Annotated in this window: 15 protein-coding genes; 13 read left to right on the top strand and 2 right to left on the bottom strand. The window is 36.8% G+C overall.

All coding sequences use genetic code 11. From position 1 onward, the window contains the following. Window positions 1-27 precede the first annotated feature (27 nt). Window positions 28-849 carry an AraC family transcriptional regulator gene (locus C7D97_RS06115; RefSeq protein ID WP_105301212.1) on the bottom strand — a complete coding sequence of 274 codons (822 nt, stop codon included), beginning with the start codon at window positions 847-849 and terminating at the stop codon, window positions 28-30. A gap of 101 nt (window positions 850-950) precedes the next feature. On the opposite strand from C7D97_RS06115, the gene C7D97_RS06110 reads away from it, so the two are divergent. The 7 genes from C7D97_RS06110 to C7D97_RS06080 all read left to right on the top strand — a co-directional run bounded on the left by C7D97_RS06110 (window position 951) and on the right by C7D97_RS06080 (window position 10,465). After that, a complete protein-coding gene (locus tag C7D97_RS06110; protein WP_105301211.1) occupies window positions 951-3,119 on the top strand; it encodes an alpha-galactosidase in 2,169 nt (722 codons plus the stop codon). A gap of 21 nt (window positions 3,120-3,140) precedes the next feature. After that, a complete protein-coding gene (locus C7D97_RS06105) occupies window positions 3,141-4,412 on the top strand; it encodes an extracellular solute-binding protein (RefSeq protein ID WP_105301210.1) in 1,272 nt (423 codons plus the stop codon). A gap of 5 nt (window positions 4,413-4,417) precedes the next feature. Continuing rightward, complete coding sequence (locus C7D97_RS06100) at window positions 4,418-5,284, top strand: carbohydrate ABC transporter permease (protein ID WP_105301209.1); 867 nt, start codon at window positions 4,418-4,420, stop codon at window positions 5,282-5,284. Between the two features lie 10 nt (window positions 5,285-5,294). Continuing rightward, entirely contained in the window at window positions 5,295-6,128 is an 834-nt protein-coding gene (locus tag C7D97_RS06095) for a carbohydrate ABC transporter permease (RefSeq protein ID WP_105301208.1), read from the top strand. A 33-nt stretch (window positions 6,129-6,161) separates the two neighbouring features. Beyond that, entirely contained in the window at window positions 6,162-7,613 is a 1,452-nt protein-coding gene (gtfA, locus tag C7D97_RS06090) for a sucrose phosphorylase (protein ID WP_105301207.1), read from the top strand. A gap of 14 nt (window positions 7,614-7,627) precedes the next feature. Next, entirely contained in the window at window positions 7,628-8,761 is a 1,134-nt protein-coding gene (locus C7D97_RS06085) for an ABC transporter ATP-binding protein (RefSeq protein ID WP_105301206.1), read from the top strand. 93 nt (window positions 8,762-8,854) lie between these two features. Then, the gene (locus C7D97_RS06080) at window positions 8,855-10,465 is read left to right on the top strand and encodes a glycoside hydrolase family 13 protein (protein ID WP_105301205.1); all 1,611 of its coding nucleotides are present in this window, start codon (window positions 8,855-8,857) and stop codon (window positions 10,463-10,465) included. A 205-nt stretch (window positions 10,466-10,670) separates the two neighbouring features. On the opposite strand, the gene gltS is transcribed toward C7D97_RS06080, so the two are convergent. Then, window positions 10,671-11,849, bottom strand: a complete 1,179-nt coding sequence (gltS, locus tag C7D97_RS06075) for a sodium/glutamate symporter (RefSeq protein WP_105301204.1) — start codon at window positions 11,847-11,849, stop codon at window positions 10,671-10,673. Between the two features lie 136 nt (window positions 11,850-11,985). Between gltS and C7D97_RS06070 the strand changes: the two genes are divergently transcribed. The 6 genes from C7D97_RS06070 (at window position 11,986) to C7D97_RS06045 (ending at window position 16,380) form a co-directional block, all read left to right on the top strand. After that, entirely contained in the window at window positions 11,986-13,128 is a 1,143-nt protein-coding gene (locus C7D97_RS06070; protein ID WP_105301203.1) for a glycosyltransferase, read from the top strand. A gap of 1 nt (window position 13,129) precedes the next feature. After that, window positions 13,130-13,909 carry a glycosyltransferase family A protein gene (locus C7D97_RS06065; RefSeq protein WP_105301202.1) on the top strand — a complete coding sequence of 260 codons (780 nt, stop codon included), beginning with the start codon at window positions 13,130-13,132 and terminating at the stop codon, window positions 13,907-13,909. Between the two features lies 1 nt (window position 13,910). Next, window positions 13,911-14,849: a YveK family protein gene (locus C7D97_RS06060; RefSeq protein WP_105301201.1), complete on the top strand. Its 939-nt coding sequence runs from the start codon at window positions 13,911-13,913 to the stop codon at window positions 14,847-14,849. Continuing rightward, entirely contained in the window at window positions 14,842-15,501 is a 660-nt protein-coding gene (locus C7D97_RS06055) for a CpsD/CapB family tyrosine-protein kinase (protein WP_105301200.1), read from the top strand. Before C7D97_RS06060 ends, C7D97_RS06055 begins: the two co-directional genes overlap by 8 nt. Further along, window positions 15,501-15,923: an SH3 domain-containing protein gene (locus tag C7D97_RS06050; protein WP_105301199.1), complete on the top strand. Its 423-nt coding sequence runs from the start codon at window positions 15,501-15,503 to the stop codon at window positions 15,921-15,923. The genes C7D97_RS06055 and C7D97_RS06050 overlap by 1 nt, the downstream gene beginning before the upstream one ends. Before the next feature lie 133 nt (window positions 15,924-16,056). Next, on the top strand, window positions 16,057-16,380 hold the full coding sequence (locus C7D97_RS06045; protein WP_105301198.1) for a hypothetical protein: 324 nt from the start codon (window positions 16,057-16,059) through the stop codon (window positions 16,378-16,380). The last annotated feature ends 2 nt before the right edge of the window (window positions 16,381-16,382 follow it).

The raw sequence follows: 16,382 nt of genomic DNA, 5'->3' as shown, positions 1-16,382 counted from the left end.
TTCTATGTGAAGATATAAATATTATGCCTATCTGTAATCGCTAGGACTTTTGTCATAGAATTCCTTAAAGGCCTTAGAAAAATATAAGGGGTCCTTAAAGCCTACTGAATAGGCTATTACTTTTATGGATTCTCTGGTATTTTCTAAAAGTTGTGAGGCCCTCTTCATCCTAATCTCTTGAAGATACTGTTTGGGAGACATAGCTGTGTATTCCTTAAAGATCCTTGTCAGATAGGTCCTATTGACATTAAGCTTAGAGGCAATATCTTGGATTGATAAATCGGCCTTGTTGTACTGGGTTTCTATTATACGCCTACAATCAAGGCATATTTTCGTTCGACTACCCACCGGCTTTTTGTTATTTTGGGGACCTATCCTAATCAACTCATATAAAACTTCGTAGCTTTGACCAATAAGTTTAAGAAGCTTTAGGTTATGGTCGTCTATACTTTCAGAATCCTCGACCATCGATTTTATTATGCTTCCTAGCTTTTTCGTATCACAAGTATCAGTTGACCTGATATAAGAAATTTCATGAATCCTAGATAAGGATAGATAATCCTTAATCCTATTGCCATTTATGCCAATCCAATAATAAGACCAAGGCTCGTCCTTATCTGCTTGGTAGTAGGTAAGCTCATTTTTCTTTAATAAAAACAAGTCACCTTTCTTCAAAAAAAATTTTTCCTTCTTGTAATGAAAATAGCCAGATCCACTTGAAATATAATGAAGGACGTAAGTATCTCTTATAGCAGGGCCAAAATCTTGCAAAGATTTGCAGTCTTCGTAGCCCACAAAATCAACTGCTACATCCATACTAAGTGTATCAAATTCAGAATAAATAACCATAGTACTCTCCAATAGTAACATTTTACCATATAAGAACAACAAAAGTCCATTCAAGGAATCGCTTTCATATTATATAATTTATATAAATAGAGGAGGGATCTATGGGAATTATTATTAAAGATAGGCTCTACTACGTGCATGCTAAGGGTCTGTCGATGATTTTAGAAAATCGTGATGGAGATTTGTTACTTAAACATCTAGGAAAAAGTATTAAGGATTATAATTTTTCCAATACGATATTTGAAAAAGACCACGCTTTTTCAGCCACACAAAGTCCCGATGACAGGACTTATAGTTATGATACACAAAGGCAAGCTTTTGGAGTCCATGGCTTTGGGGACTTTAGGCATCCATCGATTAAAATTGAACATGGAAACAATGAACTTACACTATTTAAAATAAAAGAGAGTCATATTCTAGATTATGAAGTCGATGCAAAAGGCCTTCCAAATCCACACTCTAGAAAGGGAGCTGAGACTCTTCTTTTAGTTTTGGAGGATGATCTTAGTGAGCTTGAATTAAGAATCTACTACACAGCATACGAGGATTCTCCAACCATATCTACCTTTACAAGCTTGGTAAATAAGTCGAACCAAGAAGTAGTTATTCACAGAGATTTATCTGCTATGTTTGATATGCCTGCTTCATCTTATGATATAATAAGCTTACAGGGAGCCTACGCTAGAGAGAAAACTCTCCGTCGCCGAAAAGCAGATCAGGGAATGTTTTCGGTATTTTCAAATCGTGGGGCTTCTGGCCACGCTCAAACACCAGCTATAATATTGGCAGAAACTCTAGCAAATGAAGATTATGGAGAAGCTTGGGCCCTTCAGCTAATGTATAGCGGCAATTTCCAAGCGAATGTTGAGAAAAGCCAATTAAATGAAGTCAGGATGTCGATTGGAATTGCTGACGATAATTTCTCCTGGAGACTTAAGCCAGGTGAAAGCTTTGATACTCCAGTGGCCCTACTAACTTATTCAGACCAGGGTCTTACAAAACTAAGCCAGGAAAGCCAAAGTTTTGTTCAAAATCATATCATGGCCAAAAACTTTGCTTATGAGAAAAGACCAATCCTAATTAACAACTGGGAGGCGACATACTTTGACTTTGATAAGGAAAAATTATCTAGCTTAACTGATGAAGCAAGTAAGCTTGGAATTGAGCTTTTCGTCCTCGATGATGGCTGGTTTGGCAATCGTTTTGATGACAATAGGGCTCTGGGAGATTGGCAGGTAAATGAGGAAAAGATCGGTTGTAAGCTTAGTGAACTTATAAGCGATGTTCATAAAAAGGGGATGAAATTTGGCCTATGGGTCGAACCTGAGATGATTTCTGTTGATAGTGATCTTTACAGAAAGCACCCGGATTGGGCCATCCAAGCACCTAAGAGGGGTCATAGCTATTCAAGAAATCAACTTGTCCTTAATTTAGCGAATCCAGAGGTAGTGGCTTATCTTAAAAAAGTCTTAGATGATCTTTTATCAAATCATGATATCGATTATATAAAATGGGATTATAATAGAAATATTACAAATATCGGAAATGGTAAAGATTATCTTGAAACGAGGGAGCAATCTCACAGATATATGCTAGGATTTTATGATCTAGTTAAGTATTTGACAGAAAAGTATTCAGACGTACTCTTTGAGTCATGCTCGGGAGGTGGTGGAAGAAACGACCTTGGAGTGATGAGATATTTCCCCCAAGTTTGGGCAAGTGATAATACAGACGCCATAAATAGGCTTCCTATCCAATACGGATCGACCTTCCTTTATCCAACTATAAGTATGGGGGCTCACGTTTCAGCCTCACCTAATCACCAGATGAAGCGAGTGACTTCTCTTAAAACTAGGGGCCATGTCGCTATGATGGGTAATTTTGGCTATGAACTAGATTTAAGCAAATTAAGCAAGGAAGAAAAAAACGAGATAAGAGAGCAAGTAAACTTGTACAAAGAAATTCGCCCTATAGTCCAATTTGGAAAGCAATACAGGTTAATTAATCCGAGCAGAGAGATTAATGAAGTTGCTGTAGAATTTGTTAAGGACGATAGGATTCTAGTGACTTACGTAAGGAAACTTTCGACTATAGAAGAGATCGAGACGACTCTTAAGCTAAAGGGCCTTGAAGAAGAAAGTTTCTATCGTTTACATGGAACAAATAAGATCTACTCAGGTGCAGAGCTTATGTATGCTGGTCTAACTATAGTTATGGATGGGGGAGATTTCCTAAGCAAACAATATTACTTTAGTAAAATCGAAGCTTAAATTTCTAAGAAGGAGAAAGAAATGAAAAAAAATAAGAGATTTATTATAAGGAGGATGGTCTTCTTTTTGATCGTTCTCATAAATCTTACTTCCTGTTCCAATAAGGAAGAAAAGTCCGCAGACGGTAGGGTTGTAATTGAATTTTTCAATCAGAAAAAAGAGATGGTCGACACCCTAGAAGAAATAGTAAAAGATTTTGAGAAAGAAAATCCAGACATAAAGGTTAATATGACAAGTGTACCAGATGCTGGAACAGTCCTTAAAACCCGTATGCTTGCAGGCGATAGCCCAGATATCATCAATATCTATCCGCAAAACATGGACTTTAAGGAATGGGCCAAGGCGGGCTACTTTAAAGACCTAAGCGAAGCCACTTATCTTTCCAATATAGTAAATGATTATGAAAAAAAGTACGCCATAGATGGCAAAATTTACAGTGTTCCTCTCTCAGCTAACTTTTATTGTATCTACTACAACAAGACAAAATTCGATGAATTGGGACTAAAGGTACCTGAAACATGGGAAGAATTTGAAAAGCTCGTAGAAGATATCAAGGCCAAGGGAGAAGTTCCTTTCGCCGTAGCAGGTAGTGAGGGTTGGACTCTAAATGGATATCATCAACTTTCCTTGATTAATATTACAGGAAGTGATGAGGGAGCAAACGATTATCTAAGATATTCTGAGGTAAATTCAATTAATGAAAATGACGAGACTCTAGTAAAAGACAGCGAGTACCTAGACTTACTAGCAGATGAGGGAAATGCCCAAAGAAACTGGGAAGGGGCCTCCTACAATGATTCTGTGGTTGCCTTTGCAACAGAAAAATCCCTAATGCTTGCTGGTGGATCTTGGGTGCTTGCGGCAATTAGTCAACAAAATCCTGAATTTGAAGTATCTACTTTTGCTTTCCCAGGAATAAATAAGGGAGAGGAAGTTACAGTAGGAGCAGGAGATTTGGCTCTTTCAATATCTGAAAATACCAAACACCCTGATGAAGCAGAGCGTTTCCTAGAATACATGACAAGTAAGGAAGCCATGCAAAAATACTACGACGTAGATGGGTCCCCAGTTGCTGTAAAGGGAGTTAAAGAGAATGAAGATTCGCCACTTGCACCTTTGTATAAGCTTGCCTTTACAGACAAACACTATGTTTGGTTGGGTCAAGAGTGGAATAGTGAAGAGGACTTCTTCCAAGCTACAGCTAATTATCTACTAACCCAAGACAGGGCTCAATTAGCCAAGGAGCTAAACGCTTTCTTTAATCCGATGAAAGCTAGCAACAAAAAGGAGTAAATAATATGAGAAAGTTTTTAAACAAATATTGGGGTTGGACCTTTTTGATCATACCTTTGATATTACAAGCTATATTTTTCTATTTTCCAATGTTACAGGGAGCTTTTTATAGTTTCACTAACTGGACAGGGCTAACCTATAACTTTGATTTTGTAGGAATAAATAACTATTCAATCCTTATGACTGATGAGAAGTTCTTTAAGGCTTTAGGCTTTACCTTGATATTAACTATATGCCTTATAGTTGGGGAAATAGTATTTGGTATATTAATAGCTAGAGCTCTCAATTCAAAAATAAAGGGACAGACATTTTTTAGAGCTTGGTTCTTCTTCCCAGCTGTCCTATCAGGCCTAACCGTATCTTTGATTTTTAAGCAAATCTTTAACTACGGACTTCCAGCCATAGGAGAATCCTTAAATATAGAATTCCTAAAAACTAGTCTTTTGGGAACGACTTACGGCTCTGTCTTTGCGGCTATATTTGTAATGCTTTGGCAGGGAGTTGCTATGCCAATTATAATTTTCCTATCAGGCTTACAGACAATTCCAACAGAAATAAAAGAAGCTGCAGCTATTGACGGGGCGACTAGCAGACAGACATTTTGGAGCATAGAACTACCTTATCTCTTGCCAAGCATATCTATGGTCTTTATCATGGCCCTTAAGGCAGGGCTTACAGCCTTTGATCAAATCTTTGCCCTTACAGGAGGTGGCCCTAGCAATGCCACAACCTCTATAGGACTTTTGGTTTATAACTACGCCTTTAAGAGCAACCAATACGGCTACGCCAATGCTATAGCCCTTATACTATTTTTGCTTATAGCCATAGTTTCTATTGTTCAGATTAAGATATCAAAACGTTACGAAGTATGAGGTGAAAAATATGAAAATAGAAGAAAATAATAATAAATTCTGGAAGTATGTTCTCTTGATAGTGGGATCTTTCCTAATATTGATTCCTCTACTAGCTACGATTTTTAGTTCCTTTAAAACTACCAAGGATATAATGCAAAACTTCTTTGGCTTTCCAAATCCAGTTACCTTGGATAACTTTAAGCGCCTAATAGAAGACGGAATCGGAAAATATTTCTTAAACTCAACTATAATTACAATAGCATCAGTTGTCCTAGTAACTATATTTATACCAGCTGCTGCTTATTCAATAGCAAGAAATATGTCAAAGTCCCGTGCATTTAATATTATGTATATCCTACTAATTTTAGGGATTTTTGTACCCTTCCAAGTCATTATGATTCCTATTACAGTTATGATGAGTCGTCTTGGAATGGCAAACATCTTTGGCCTAGTAATCCTATATTTAACATATTCAATCCCACAAACCTTGTTCCTCTATGTAGGCTATATCAAGCTAAGCGTGCCAGATAGCTTGGATGAGGCAGCTGAGATTGATGGAGCTGATAGATTTACAACCTACAGGAAAATTATATTTCCTATGCTTAAGCCAATGCACGCTACTGCCCTTATTATAAATGCCCTTTGGTTTTGGAATGACTTTATGCTACCACTTTTGATACTTAACAAGTCATCAGACCTTTGGTCATTACCTCTTTTCCAATACAACTACACAGGCCAGTATCTAAGTGACTACGGTCCAAGCTTTGCCTCTTATGTTGTAGGTATTATTACCATCACAATAGTTTATCTAATATTCCAGAAGAATATTATTTCAGGAATGAGCAAGGGTGCTGTTAAATAGGCATATCTACTTATGAGAAAATAGGAGAAACTTATGGGAATTCAAAACAAAACTATGCTTATTACTTATTCAGATAGTTTAGGCAAAGATTTAAAAGATTTAAAAGAAAATTTAGAAAAATATTTTAAGGATGCCGTAGGGGGCGTCCATATATTACCATTTTTTCCATCGACAGGGGATAGGGGCTTTGCTCCAATCGATTATGACGAGGTAGATCCTGAGTTTGGAGATTGGAAAGATATTAAGGCCTTAGGTGAAAGATACTATCTTATGTTTGATTTTATGATCAATCATATTTCTAGAAAGTCAAAATACTATAAGGACTATCAGGAAAAGCATGAAGATAGTGAATATAAAGATTTATTCCTAAATTGGGATAAGTTCTGGCCAGAAAATCGTCCTAGCCAAGCCGATATAGATTTAATCTATAAAAGAAAAGACAGGGCTCCCAAGCAAGAAATTAAATTTAAAGATGGATCGGTTGAAAATCTTTGGAATACATTTGGACAAGAGCAGATTGACCTAGATGTTAGGACTGAAGTCACTATGGATTTTATAAAGAAAAATATAGATAATCTTTCTAAAAATGGCTGTGACATCATAAGACTTGATGCCTTTGCTTACGCTATCAAAAAGCTAGATACAAATGACTTTTTTGTAGAACCTGAAATATGGGATTTACTAGATAAGATAAGAGAGATGGCAGTTAAAAATAATGTAGAAATACTGCCTGAAATTCACGAACATTACAAGATACAGTTTAAAATAGCAAGTCATGATTATTTTATATATGATTTTGCCTTGCCGATGCTAACTTTATATAGCCTTTATTCTGGAAAGGTAGATAGACTTAAAAATTGGTTAGAAAAAAGCCCTATGAAACAATTCACTACCCTAGATACCCACGATGGTATTGGTGTGGTTGATGTAAAAGATATAATGACCGATGATGAAATAGCCTTTACTACAGACCAGCTTTATAAGGTTGGAGCCAATGTTAATAGGAAATATTCAACAGCAGAATATAACAATCTCGATATATATCAGATCAATACTACTTACTATTCAGCTCTTGGAGATGATGATAAAAAATATTTTATAGCTCGCCTTATCCAAGCTTTTGCTCCTGGAATTCCTCAAGTTTATTATGTGGGATTTCTAGCGGGAAAAAACGACTTAAAGCTTCTTGAAGAAACAAAAGAAGGGCGAAATATAAATCGTCATTATTATTCCAATGAGGAGATAGCTAGGGAAGTAGAAAGACCTATAGTGAAAGCCCTTCTAATGCTTTTTAAATTTAGAAATAGGTCAGAAGCTTTTGACCTAGAAGGTTCGATCTCAGTCGAAAATGAGGGAGAAAACATAATAATAATTACTCGTAAGAATAAAGATGGAAGTGCAGTAGCTAAAGCAAGAATAGATCTTAAGAATCTAACCTATAAAGTTACTGAAAATGATAAAGAAATAGAATTTTTAAATATATAGTTAGGAATTAGCAAATGACAACTTTAAAATTAAATCATATATACAAAAAATATCCGAAATCTACCCACTATGCAGTAGAAGATTTCAATCTAGACATAAAAGACAAGGAATTTATTGTCTTTGTAGGACCTTCTGGTTGTGGTAAGTCTACCACCCTCCGTATGATTGCAGGTCTTGAAGATATAACAGAAGGGGAGCTTTATATTGATGACGAGCTAGTTAATGAAAAATCTGCCAAAGATCGTGAAATCGCCATGGTATTTCAAAACTACGCCCTCTATCCTCATATGACTGTCTATGACAATATGGCCTTTGCCCTAAAACTTAGAAATCTAAAAAAGGATGAAATTGATAGGCGTGTCAAGGAAGCTGCAGAAATCCTTGGATTGACAGAACTTTTAAAACGTAAGCCAGCGGATCTTTCAGGAGGTCAGAGACAACGTGTGGCAATGGGAAGGGCAATTGTGCGTGAAGCCAAAGTCTTCTTGATGGATGAGCCCCTATCAAACCTAGATGCTAAGCTTAGAGTTTCAATGAGGGCAGAAATTTCTAAGATCCATCGCCGTATAGGAGCAACAACCATATATGTAACCCACGATCAGACCGAAGCCATGACCCTAGCTGATAGGATTGTAATAATGAGCTCAAGGAAAAATCCAGACGGGTCCGGTACCATAGGAAGGATAGAGCAAATAGGAACTCCTTATGAGCTTTACAATAAGCCAGTCAACAAATTTGTGGCAGAATTTATAGGAAGTCCTTCAATGAACTTCTTTGAAGTAACTGTTCTTGGATCAGAAATGATTGATAGTAATGGCCTTTGTATACAAATACCAGAAGGACACAGAAAGACCCTAGAAAAGAAGGGTTATATTGGCAAGAAAGCTATTTTCGGTATAAGACCAGAAGATATATCAAGCAGCGAAATAGCAAGAGAGACCTACCCAAGTTCAACTATTGATGCGGAAGTAGTAATGTCAGAGCTACTTGGAAATGAAACAATTCTTTATACAAAACAAGGAAATAACGAGTTTGCTTCAAGAGTTGGGGCAATGGAGTACAGAAACCCAGGAGAGCGTGTGAAGCTTAGCCTAAATGTAGCCAAGGGACATTTCTTCGATATAGATACAGAAAAGACCATTAGTTAAAAATATTTGTTAGATATTAGAAAAAGACTAAAATGAAATTATAGGGCAAAATTTGCCTTAAAGAATTTAGAAAAGATTATAGAGAGGTGGAATATGAAAAAACATTGGTGGCATAAGGCGACTATTTATCAAATTTATCCAAGGTCCTTTATGGACTCAAACAATGATGGAATAGGAGATCTTAGAGGAATTATTTCTAAGCTCGATTATCTGGAAAAGCTTGGGATTAATGCTATTTGGCTTTCTCCAGTTTATCAAAGTCCTATGGATGATAATGGATATGATATTTCTGACTATAGGGCTATTGCAGATATTTTTGGCAATATGGATGATATGGAAGAGCTTTTGGCAGAAGCTAAGAAAAGAGACATTAGAATCATCATGGATCTTGTTGTAAACCATACCTCAGATGAACATGCTTGGTTTATAGAGGCGAGAGACAATCCAGCTAGCCCTGAGCGTGACTATTATATTTGGAGGAAGGAGAAAAACGGCCTAGAATCTTCCTTCTCTGGCTCTGCTTGGGAGTATGATGAGGCTTCAGGCGAATATTACCTCCACTTATTTAGCAAGAAGCAACCAGACCTTAACTGGGAGAATGAAGACTTGCGTCATGAAATCTACGACATGATGAACTTCTGGATTGATAAGGGAATCGGGGGCTTCCGCATGGATGTAATCGATCTTCTAGGCAAAGTTCCTGATAAGGAAATAAGGGAAAATGGACCGATGCTTCACACTTATCTAAAGGAGATGAACAAAAATACCTTTGGCAAGCACGATCTTTTGACAGTAGGTGAGACTTGGGGAGCAAGTCCTGAAATTGCCAAGAAATATTCAAATCCAGAAAATGAAGAGCTTTCCATGGTATTTCAATTTGAGCATATTGGCCTTCAACACAAGGAGGGTATGGCTAAATGGTTCTATGAGAAGGACCTTGATATAAGTAAGCTTAAGGAAATTTTCGCCAAATGGCAAACTGAACTAGAGCTTTGCAAGGGTTGGAATTCGCTATTTTGGGAAAACCACGACCTTCCTAGAGTCCTTTCACTTTGGGCAGATGTCGGCGAATATAGAGAAAAATCAGCCAAGGCTCTCGCCATCCTCCTTCACCTTATGAGAGGAACTCCTTATATCTATCAAGGAGAAGAAATCGGCATGACCAATTATCCTTTCAAGGACTTGTCAGAATTTGAAGATATTGAATCAATAAATTATGCCAAGGAATGCCTAGAAAAGGGAGAAGACGAGGAAGAGATCCTAGATAGGGTATCTGTTATAGGTCGTGACAACGCTAGAACTCCTATGCAATGGGACGACTCCAAGAATGCTGGCTTTTCTGAGGCCGATTCAACCTGGCTTCCTGTAAATCCAAATTACAAGGAAATAAATGTAGAAGAAGCTCTCGAAGATCCTGATTCAATTTTTTACACCTACCAAAAACTAGTTGACTTAAGAAAAAAGAAGGATTGGCTAGTAGACGCTGACTTTAAACTTTTAGAAACAGAAGAGAAAGTCTTCGCCTACACAAGAGAGACTGACTTAGAAAAATATCTAATCGTAGTAAACTTTTCTGGAGAAAGCCAAGACTTTGACTTAGAAGAAGATTATACTGATAATGTAATTTCTAATACAGATGTCAAAGAAGTTAAGAATTCAGGCAAGCTTAAGGCCTGGGACGCATTTTGTGTGAAAATTAAATAAACAAAAGGGGGCTGTTGCAGAATGAATAAATCGTACCATTATCGTTAGAAGAACCTCCACGGAAAGTCTCAATAAGCCGACGGGCTAATCGCCTCCACCAGCCGGCAGGTGCCAATTAGCCTACCGGCTAGGAGAGGTAAAATTTCCTAAGAGAACCTTCTAACGATGGTACGATGATTATTCATAGTTTTGCAACAGCCCCTTCCTATGCCAATAAATCTATAAAAAATGTAATAACTAAGGGATTGAAGAGATTTACTGCTACTGCTAGGACTATGGGAAATATGAACATTGCTATATCTGCAGGTCCCTTTTCTTCTATAACTGCTTCCATATTTGCCATGGCGTTTGGTGTTTGTCCAAGTCCTACCCCGCAATGGCCTGCTGCCATTACTGCAGCATCGTAGTCTTTGCCACAAAATCTGTAAGTCACAAGACTTGTATAGATTCCTATAAAAATCGCTTGGGCTACTAAAATTACAAACATAGGTCCTGCAAGGCCTATTATTGCCGAAATGTTCAGATTGATTAGGGCAAGGGATAGGAAGAGGTTGAGGGAAATATTTCCTACTATGTTTACATTAGTAAGGTCCACGTCTTTTCTTAGTAGGTCGTAGATATTTCTTACGATAAGACCTCCGAATTGGCAGCCTACATAGTAGGGAAAGCTTAGGGAAGTTAGGGCAAGGATCTTGTTAATGAAAGTTCCCAAGAAGGCTGAAAGACTTACCAGTACTATAGCCTTCATCAAGGAAGATTGATTTATTATTCTTCTAATATTGTTATCTTTTGATTCGTACAAGGCGCCTTTTGATCTAAGCGAGTGGGTCTTGATGAGTCTTTTTGCGACAGGTCCTCCTACCAGGCTTCCAACCAAAAGTCCGAAGGTCGCCGCTGCCACTCCTATGGAGGTGTTTCCTACTGCTCCCTTAGCTTCCATGATTTTGCCGAAAGATATGGCAGATCCTATTCCTCCAGTCATTGAAGTAGATCCCATAGCCACACCGTGGAGGGGATTGATGCCAAGGATTATGGAAATTCCTACAGAGATCATATTTTGTAAAGGTAGGAGGAGGATTATTACGATTGCAAGCTTAAGACCAATCACTCCCGCCTTTTTCAAACTCTTAAAGGATGCAGCAAGTCCTATGGATGCAAAAAATATATTCATAAAGAAGTCTTGGAGGGTTCCGTCGAATTTAAAATCGATCTTGGCCCTTTCCTTGATTATAAATATCACAAGGCTAATAATAAGACCTCCTATTACAGGAGATGGAATGAAAAATTTCTTAAAAAATTCAAATTTGTTTTTGATTAAGACCCCCATAATATAGGCAATCATCCCGATGCCTAGAGTCTGTATTATGTCTAATTCTATTGTCATTATGTATCCTTTCTTATTTATTAGTTTATCCCTAGAGAAAAATTTTACAAGTTCTTACAAAAAAAGCTTGAAAAAGAGCAATCTTAATTTGCTTACAGTATAATGAATGTTATATAATAAGCTAAGGAGAGTGCTTATGAAGATAATATTTTGGGTGTCGGCCTTTGCGATATTTTATCCCATGATAGGCTACCCATTGACACTTTTATTATTAGATAAAATTATAAAAAGAAAAAACATAAAAGATTACACATACAAGCCCAAAGTTTCGGTTATCATATCAGCTTATAATGAGGAGAAAGTCATAGAGAAGAAGCTTAACAATATTATAAGGACTGACTATCCAGACTTTGAAGTTATAATTGCAAATGACGCTTCAAATGACAAGACTGTGGAGCTTAGTGAAAATTTTATAAAAAGTCATCCGGACTTTGATATTAGAGTAAATACTGTAAGAAATCATTTGGGCAAGACCAACGCCCAAGACGAGGCGGTAGAGGTAGCCAAGGGAGAGATTTTAGTATTCTCTGATGCAAATTCGATCTTTAAGGAAGATGCCATAAGTGAGCTTGTTTCCTATTTTACTTCAGACGATATAGAATATGTCTGCGGGTCTCTTATCTACAAGGAAGATGAGACAGCTTCGGTTGTAGCGGAGAATACCTACTGGAATATGGAACTTACTATGAGAAAAATCGAGTCAAATATTAAAACAATAGCTGCAGGAAATGGTGCGATTTATGCTTGTAGGAAGAAGGACTATAGGAACTATGACCTAGTAAGCTCTCACGATTACGAGATGCCCCTTCACGCAGCTCTTAATGGTAAGAGGGCCCTTTATAACGAGGATGCCCTAGCTTTTGAGAAGGCAGGATCTACTACAAGTGATGAGTTTAAGAGAAAGGTCAGGATGCAAAGAAGGATTCTTACAAATATTAGGACCAATCTTAGAAGGTTAAATATTTTCAAATACGGTTGGTTTTCCTTCTTTCACTTTAACCATAAGACCTTAAGATTCTTGCAGGCTTTCTTTCATATAGTATTATTTATAAGTAATATATTTCTTATTAGACAAGGATTTATCTACAAGCTAATCCTTCTAGGCCAAGTAGTCTTTATAATTCTTGCCATTTTGGGTCAAGTAAGCAAGGCGAAAAGTAAGATCGTCTATTTTCCAAGATATTATTCCATGATGATGCTTGCCCAAATACTCGGAGCCAAAAATGAGCTTACAGGTAAGAGTGCGGCAACTTGGGAAAAGGCAGAAAGTACGAGGTAATATGAGTATAGAAGTTTTGATTTCTGCTATGAATGTAGATGACATTAGTTTTTATAAGAGATTTAACTTAAGTACGGATTGCCTGATTATCAATCAAACAGACCATAATTCCTACGAAGAAATCGAGGAAGACGGTTTTAAGGTAAGGATGATATCGACTGATACGAGGGGACTTGGTAGGTCGAGAAACCTCGCTATTTTAAATTCTAGGGCAGATGTCGTCCTATTTTGTGATGACGATGAAGTCTTAGAAGATGATTACGAAAGAAAAATCAAGGAAGCCTTTATCGAACATCCTGATGTGGACTTTTTTGTAATGAAGACCATTATTTATAAGGATGGGGCTGAGACTATCAAGGTAAAGGAAGAAAAAGACCTAAAGATCTACAATGCTTTAAGATATGGATCAGTTCATTTCGCTTTTAAGCGAGAGAAGATCCTTGAGAAAAATATATTATTGTCCACATATTTTGGAGCAGGAACTGGAAACGGTGCGGGTGAAGATTCGATCTTTATCGCAGATTGCATTAGAAATAAGTTAAGAGTGAGGACTTCTACTAAGCTTATAGCGAAAATCTACAATGATGATTCGACTTGGTTTACAGGTTTTGACGAGAAGTTCTTCTATGATAAGGGAAAACTTTCCAGGGCACTTTTTCCTAAGATGTATAGGTTTTATATAGAATATTTTGTTAGAAAGTATCCTGATAAGGTAGGAGAATTAGGCATAAGAAAAGCAAGACAGTTGATGATTGAAGGCGCTAAGGATTTTGGAGGTTAAAATGAAAGAAAAAAGATCGCTATTTAGTGCAATTCCAGCAGGACTAATCGCAGGAATTCTAGCAGCAGTTATCTTCTACTTCGCCCTAAGTTATTCAGGTTTTAATGAATATAGGGCAAAAAGTAAGATTATAACTACAGGAATTGAAAATGTAAATGAGGATGCAGGAGATGCAAGTACCTACGCAGCTACTATTAACTCAAACAAGATTAAAAAGACAGTACTAGACAATCTAGGGATCGATATGTCTTTGGGAATGCTTGATGCAAAACTTAGAATAGAGCCTATAGAAGGCTCATCTGTAGTAGATATTGTAGTAACAGATACAAATAAGCTTAGGGCAGAAGACATAGCAGATGAATACGCAGACCTTGCAGTAAGAGTTATAGGAAATATTTACGGAACAGATGCCCAAGTTATGGAATACTCCTACCAATCTGCAGGTAGGGTAAACAATGGTAAAACTTACGCATCTATTGTAGGACTTGGAGTATTCATCATAGCGACTCTTATTGGAATGATTAGGGTAAACTCCTTTAATAACAAGGTCTTATTAGCTAAGGCACAAAAGGCAGAAGCTAATGAAGAAGAACTCGAAGAGTACGAGACTTATGAAGATGATTATGGGAAAATCACTTCTGATTCCAAAAGAGAAGTAAAGGATGGAAGAGTAAGTTTTAAGAAGGAAGAAGACTATTCATCCTATGCCTATAATGACAATGATGACGACAAGGCTGATGATAGGGACTTTACAGGTACACAAAAAATTGATCCAGTAGACTTTGAAGAAGAAGACTTCGGCGAGACTACAATAATAGACCAAGATGAGATCCTTTACGGAATCAATAGACAAAACAGATCCAATAAAGATACTACAAAGAAGGACTATCCAATAATTGGTAAGCTTGCCCCATACAGCAAAGGAGAATTAGATGTTTAGGAAAAAAGACGAAGAGAAAAAGGAAATAGCTCTTCAAGCCTTTTATGACCTTGAAGATAAGCTAGTAAAAACGCTGGGATCTAGCGATAAGCTTATAGGATTTACATCTACAACAAATCATACTGATCAGGTATTGAATGTTTATATTATGGCCAAGCATCTAGCTGAAGAAGGAGATAGAATCCTAATAATAGATGCCAACCTAAGAGAGCCTGCCCTTGAAGATTTGACTGATAAGTTTGAGGAAAGGGGCTTTATAGATGGAGTCCTTGGAGATTATTCAAAAGACGACCTTATCAAATTCGATGAAAAGTTCGACAATATCTACCTAATGTATTCAGGAAAGGTCTCTGATTATGCTGATGAGTTCCTAGAACCAACGGATATCAAAAACTTCATAGAAAGCCTTAGAGATTCTTTCGATTATATCTTTGTAAATACAACCGCAAACAAGGATATACCAGAAGCTAATATGTTTCTAGCCCTATGCGATAAGGTTTTGGTATTTACGACTTTTGCCAACAAGGACAATGACCTATACAAGGAATCTATAAAACAACTTGAAAATGTAAATGCAGAAATCCTAGGTATAGTTCTAACCAACTACATCTACAGCGAAACTGAAGTTAGAGAAATGTTTGGAGAAGATTAATGAAAAAGATTAAAGTATTGATGATATTAGCCCTAAGCCTTGGTTTGGCTTCTTGTGCTAATGACACTTACGAATCTAAGCGTCATCCAGAGGCAAGTGAAGAAAGCCAAGTTACAGAAAAGGCTGAAGATACAAACAAAGAAGAAAATATTGAAGAAGAAAATACTGAAGAAAATGAAATGGTTGAGACTCCAGAAGAAGAAACAGAAAATGAAGGTTCTGATGTGATGGCTGGAGTAGATTACAAAGTAGAAGATATTGTAAATATAAGACTTGATCCAACGACAGATTCTGAGATAGTAGGGGAAGCTCACCCAGGAGATGAGATCCTAGTACTATTAGAAAAAGACGGCTGGTCAAGAGTATCAGTAAATGGCCAAGCAGGCTACATCAAGTCTGACTTGTTAAAGCCAGTAGAATAATAATCATAATACCAAGCATGGGCTAAGCCTTATTCTTGGTATTTTTTTGTAAAATTTCAAATTATCAAGTTTAATTAGGGTAAATACTATTAAATATAAATTCAGATATGATATAATTATATACAGAGGTATTATGATAAATTTATTTTTCGATTATTTATTATGGCCCTTGCTTATGGTAGTTGCTGCTATAAGTTTTCTTAATTCGATTATGGAAAATAAGAAGAGCAAAATCATTATTTCGGTAATACTTTTGCTTGCGGCTGTAGTAATAATGATGTTAGTTTACAAAAAATTTGATGAGGGGATTTTTATACAGATTTATCTATTCCTATTTTTCTTATCAATAGCCTTGGTAATTCTGGCCCTAAAGAAACAAGAAGACCGGTTCACTCTAATAGGAATAGGCCTAATGCTTGCTATGCTAGTAATCTTGTTGACCTTTCCCTTAGAATAATT

Origin of the sequence: Anaerococcus marasmi (assembly GCF_900290195.1) — a bacterium.
GTDB classification, from domain to species: domain Bacteria; phylum Bacillota; class Clostridia; order Tissierellales; family Peptoniphilaceae; genus Anaerococcus; species Anaerococcus marasmi.
Note: the sequence above shows the minus strand (reverse complement) of the source record. Positions and strands in the feature narration are given on the sequence as shown.

Excerpts from the sequence above, each read along its gene's own strand:
- C7D97_RS06070 (WP_105301203.1), top strand. The coding sequence starts at position 11,986 with ATGAAGATAATATTTTGGGTGTCGGCCTTTGCGATATTTTATCCCATG.
- C7D97_RS06050 (WP_105301199.1), top strand. The coding sequence starts at position 15,501 with ATGAAAAAGATTAAAGTATTGATGATATTAGCCCTAAGCCTTGGTTTG.
- gtfA (WP_105301207.1), top strand. The coding sequence starts at position 6,162 with ATGGGAATTCAAAACAAAACTATGCTTATTACTTATTCAGATAGTTTA.
- C7D97_RS06095 (WP_105301208.1), top strand. The coding sequence starts at position 5,295 with ATGAAAATAGAAGAAAATAATAATAAATTCTGGAAGTATGTTCTCTTG.
- C7D97_RS06045 (WP_105301198.1), top strand. The coding sequence starts at position 16,057 with ATGATAAATTTATTTTTCGATTATTTATTATGGCCCTTGCTTATGGTA.
- C7D97_RS06085 (WP_105301206.1), top strand. The coding sequence starts at position 7,628 with ATGACAACTTTAAAATTAAATCATATATACAAAAAATATCCGAAATCT.
- C7D97_RS06080 (WP_105301205.1), top strand. The coding sequence starts at position 8,855 with ATGAAAAAACATTGGTGGCATAAGGCGACTATTTATCAAATTTATCCA.
- C7D97_RS06110 (WP_105301211.1), top strand. The coding sequence starts at position 951 with ATGGGAATTATTATTAAAGATAGGCTCTACTACGTGCATGCTAAGGGT.
- C7D97_RS06065 (WP_105301202.1), top strand. The coding sequence starts at position 13,130 with ATGAGTATAGAAGTTTTGATTTCTGCTATGAATGTAGATGACATTAGT.
- C7D97_RS06115 (WP_105301212.1), bottom strand. The coding sequence starts at position 849 with ATGGTTATTTATTCTGAATTTGATACACTTAGTATGGATGTAGCAGTT.
- C7D97_RS06100 (WP_105301209.1), top strand. The coding sequence starts at position 4,418 with ATGAGAAAGTTTTTAAACAAATATTGGGGTTGGACCTTTTTGATCATA.
- gltS (WP_105301204.1), bottom strand. The coding sequence starts at position 11,849 with ATGACAATAGAATTAGACATAATACAGACTCTAGGCATCGGGATGATT.
- C7D97_RS06105 (WP_105301210.1), top strand. The coding sequence starts at position 3,141 with ATGAAAAAAAATAAGAGATTTATTATAAGGAGGATGGTCTTCTTTTTG.
- C7D97_RS06055 (WP_105301200.1), top strand. The coding sequence starts at position 14,842 with ATGTTTAGGAAAAAAGACGAAGAGAAAAAGGAAATAGCTCTTCAAGCC.
- C7D97_RS06060 (WP_105301201.1), top strand. The coding sequence starts at position 13,911 with ATGAAAGAAAAAAGATCGCTATTTAGTGCAATTCCAGCAGGACTAATC.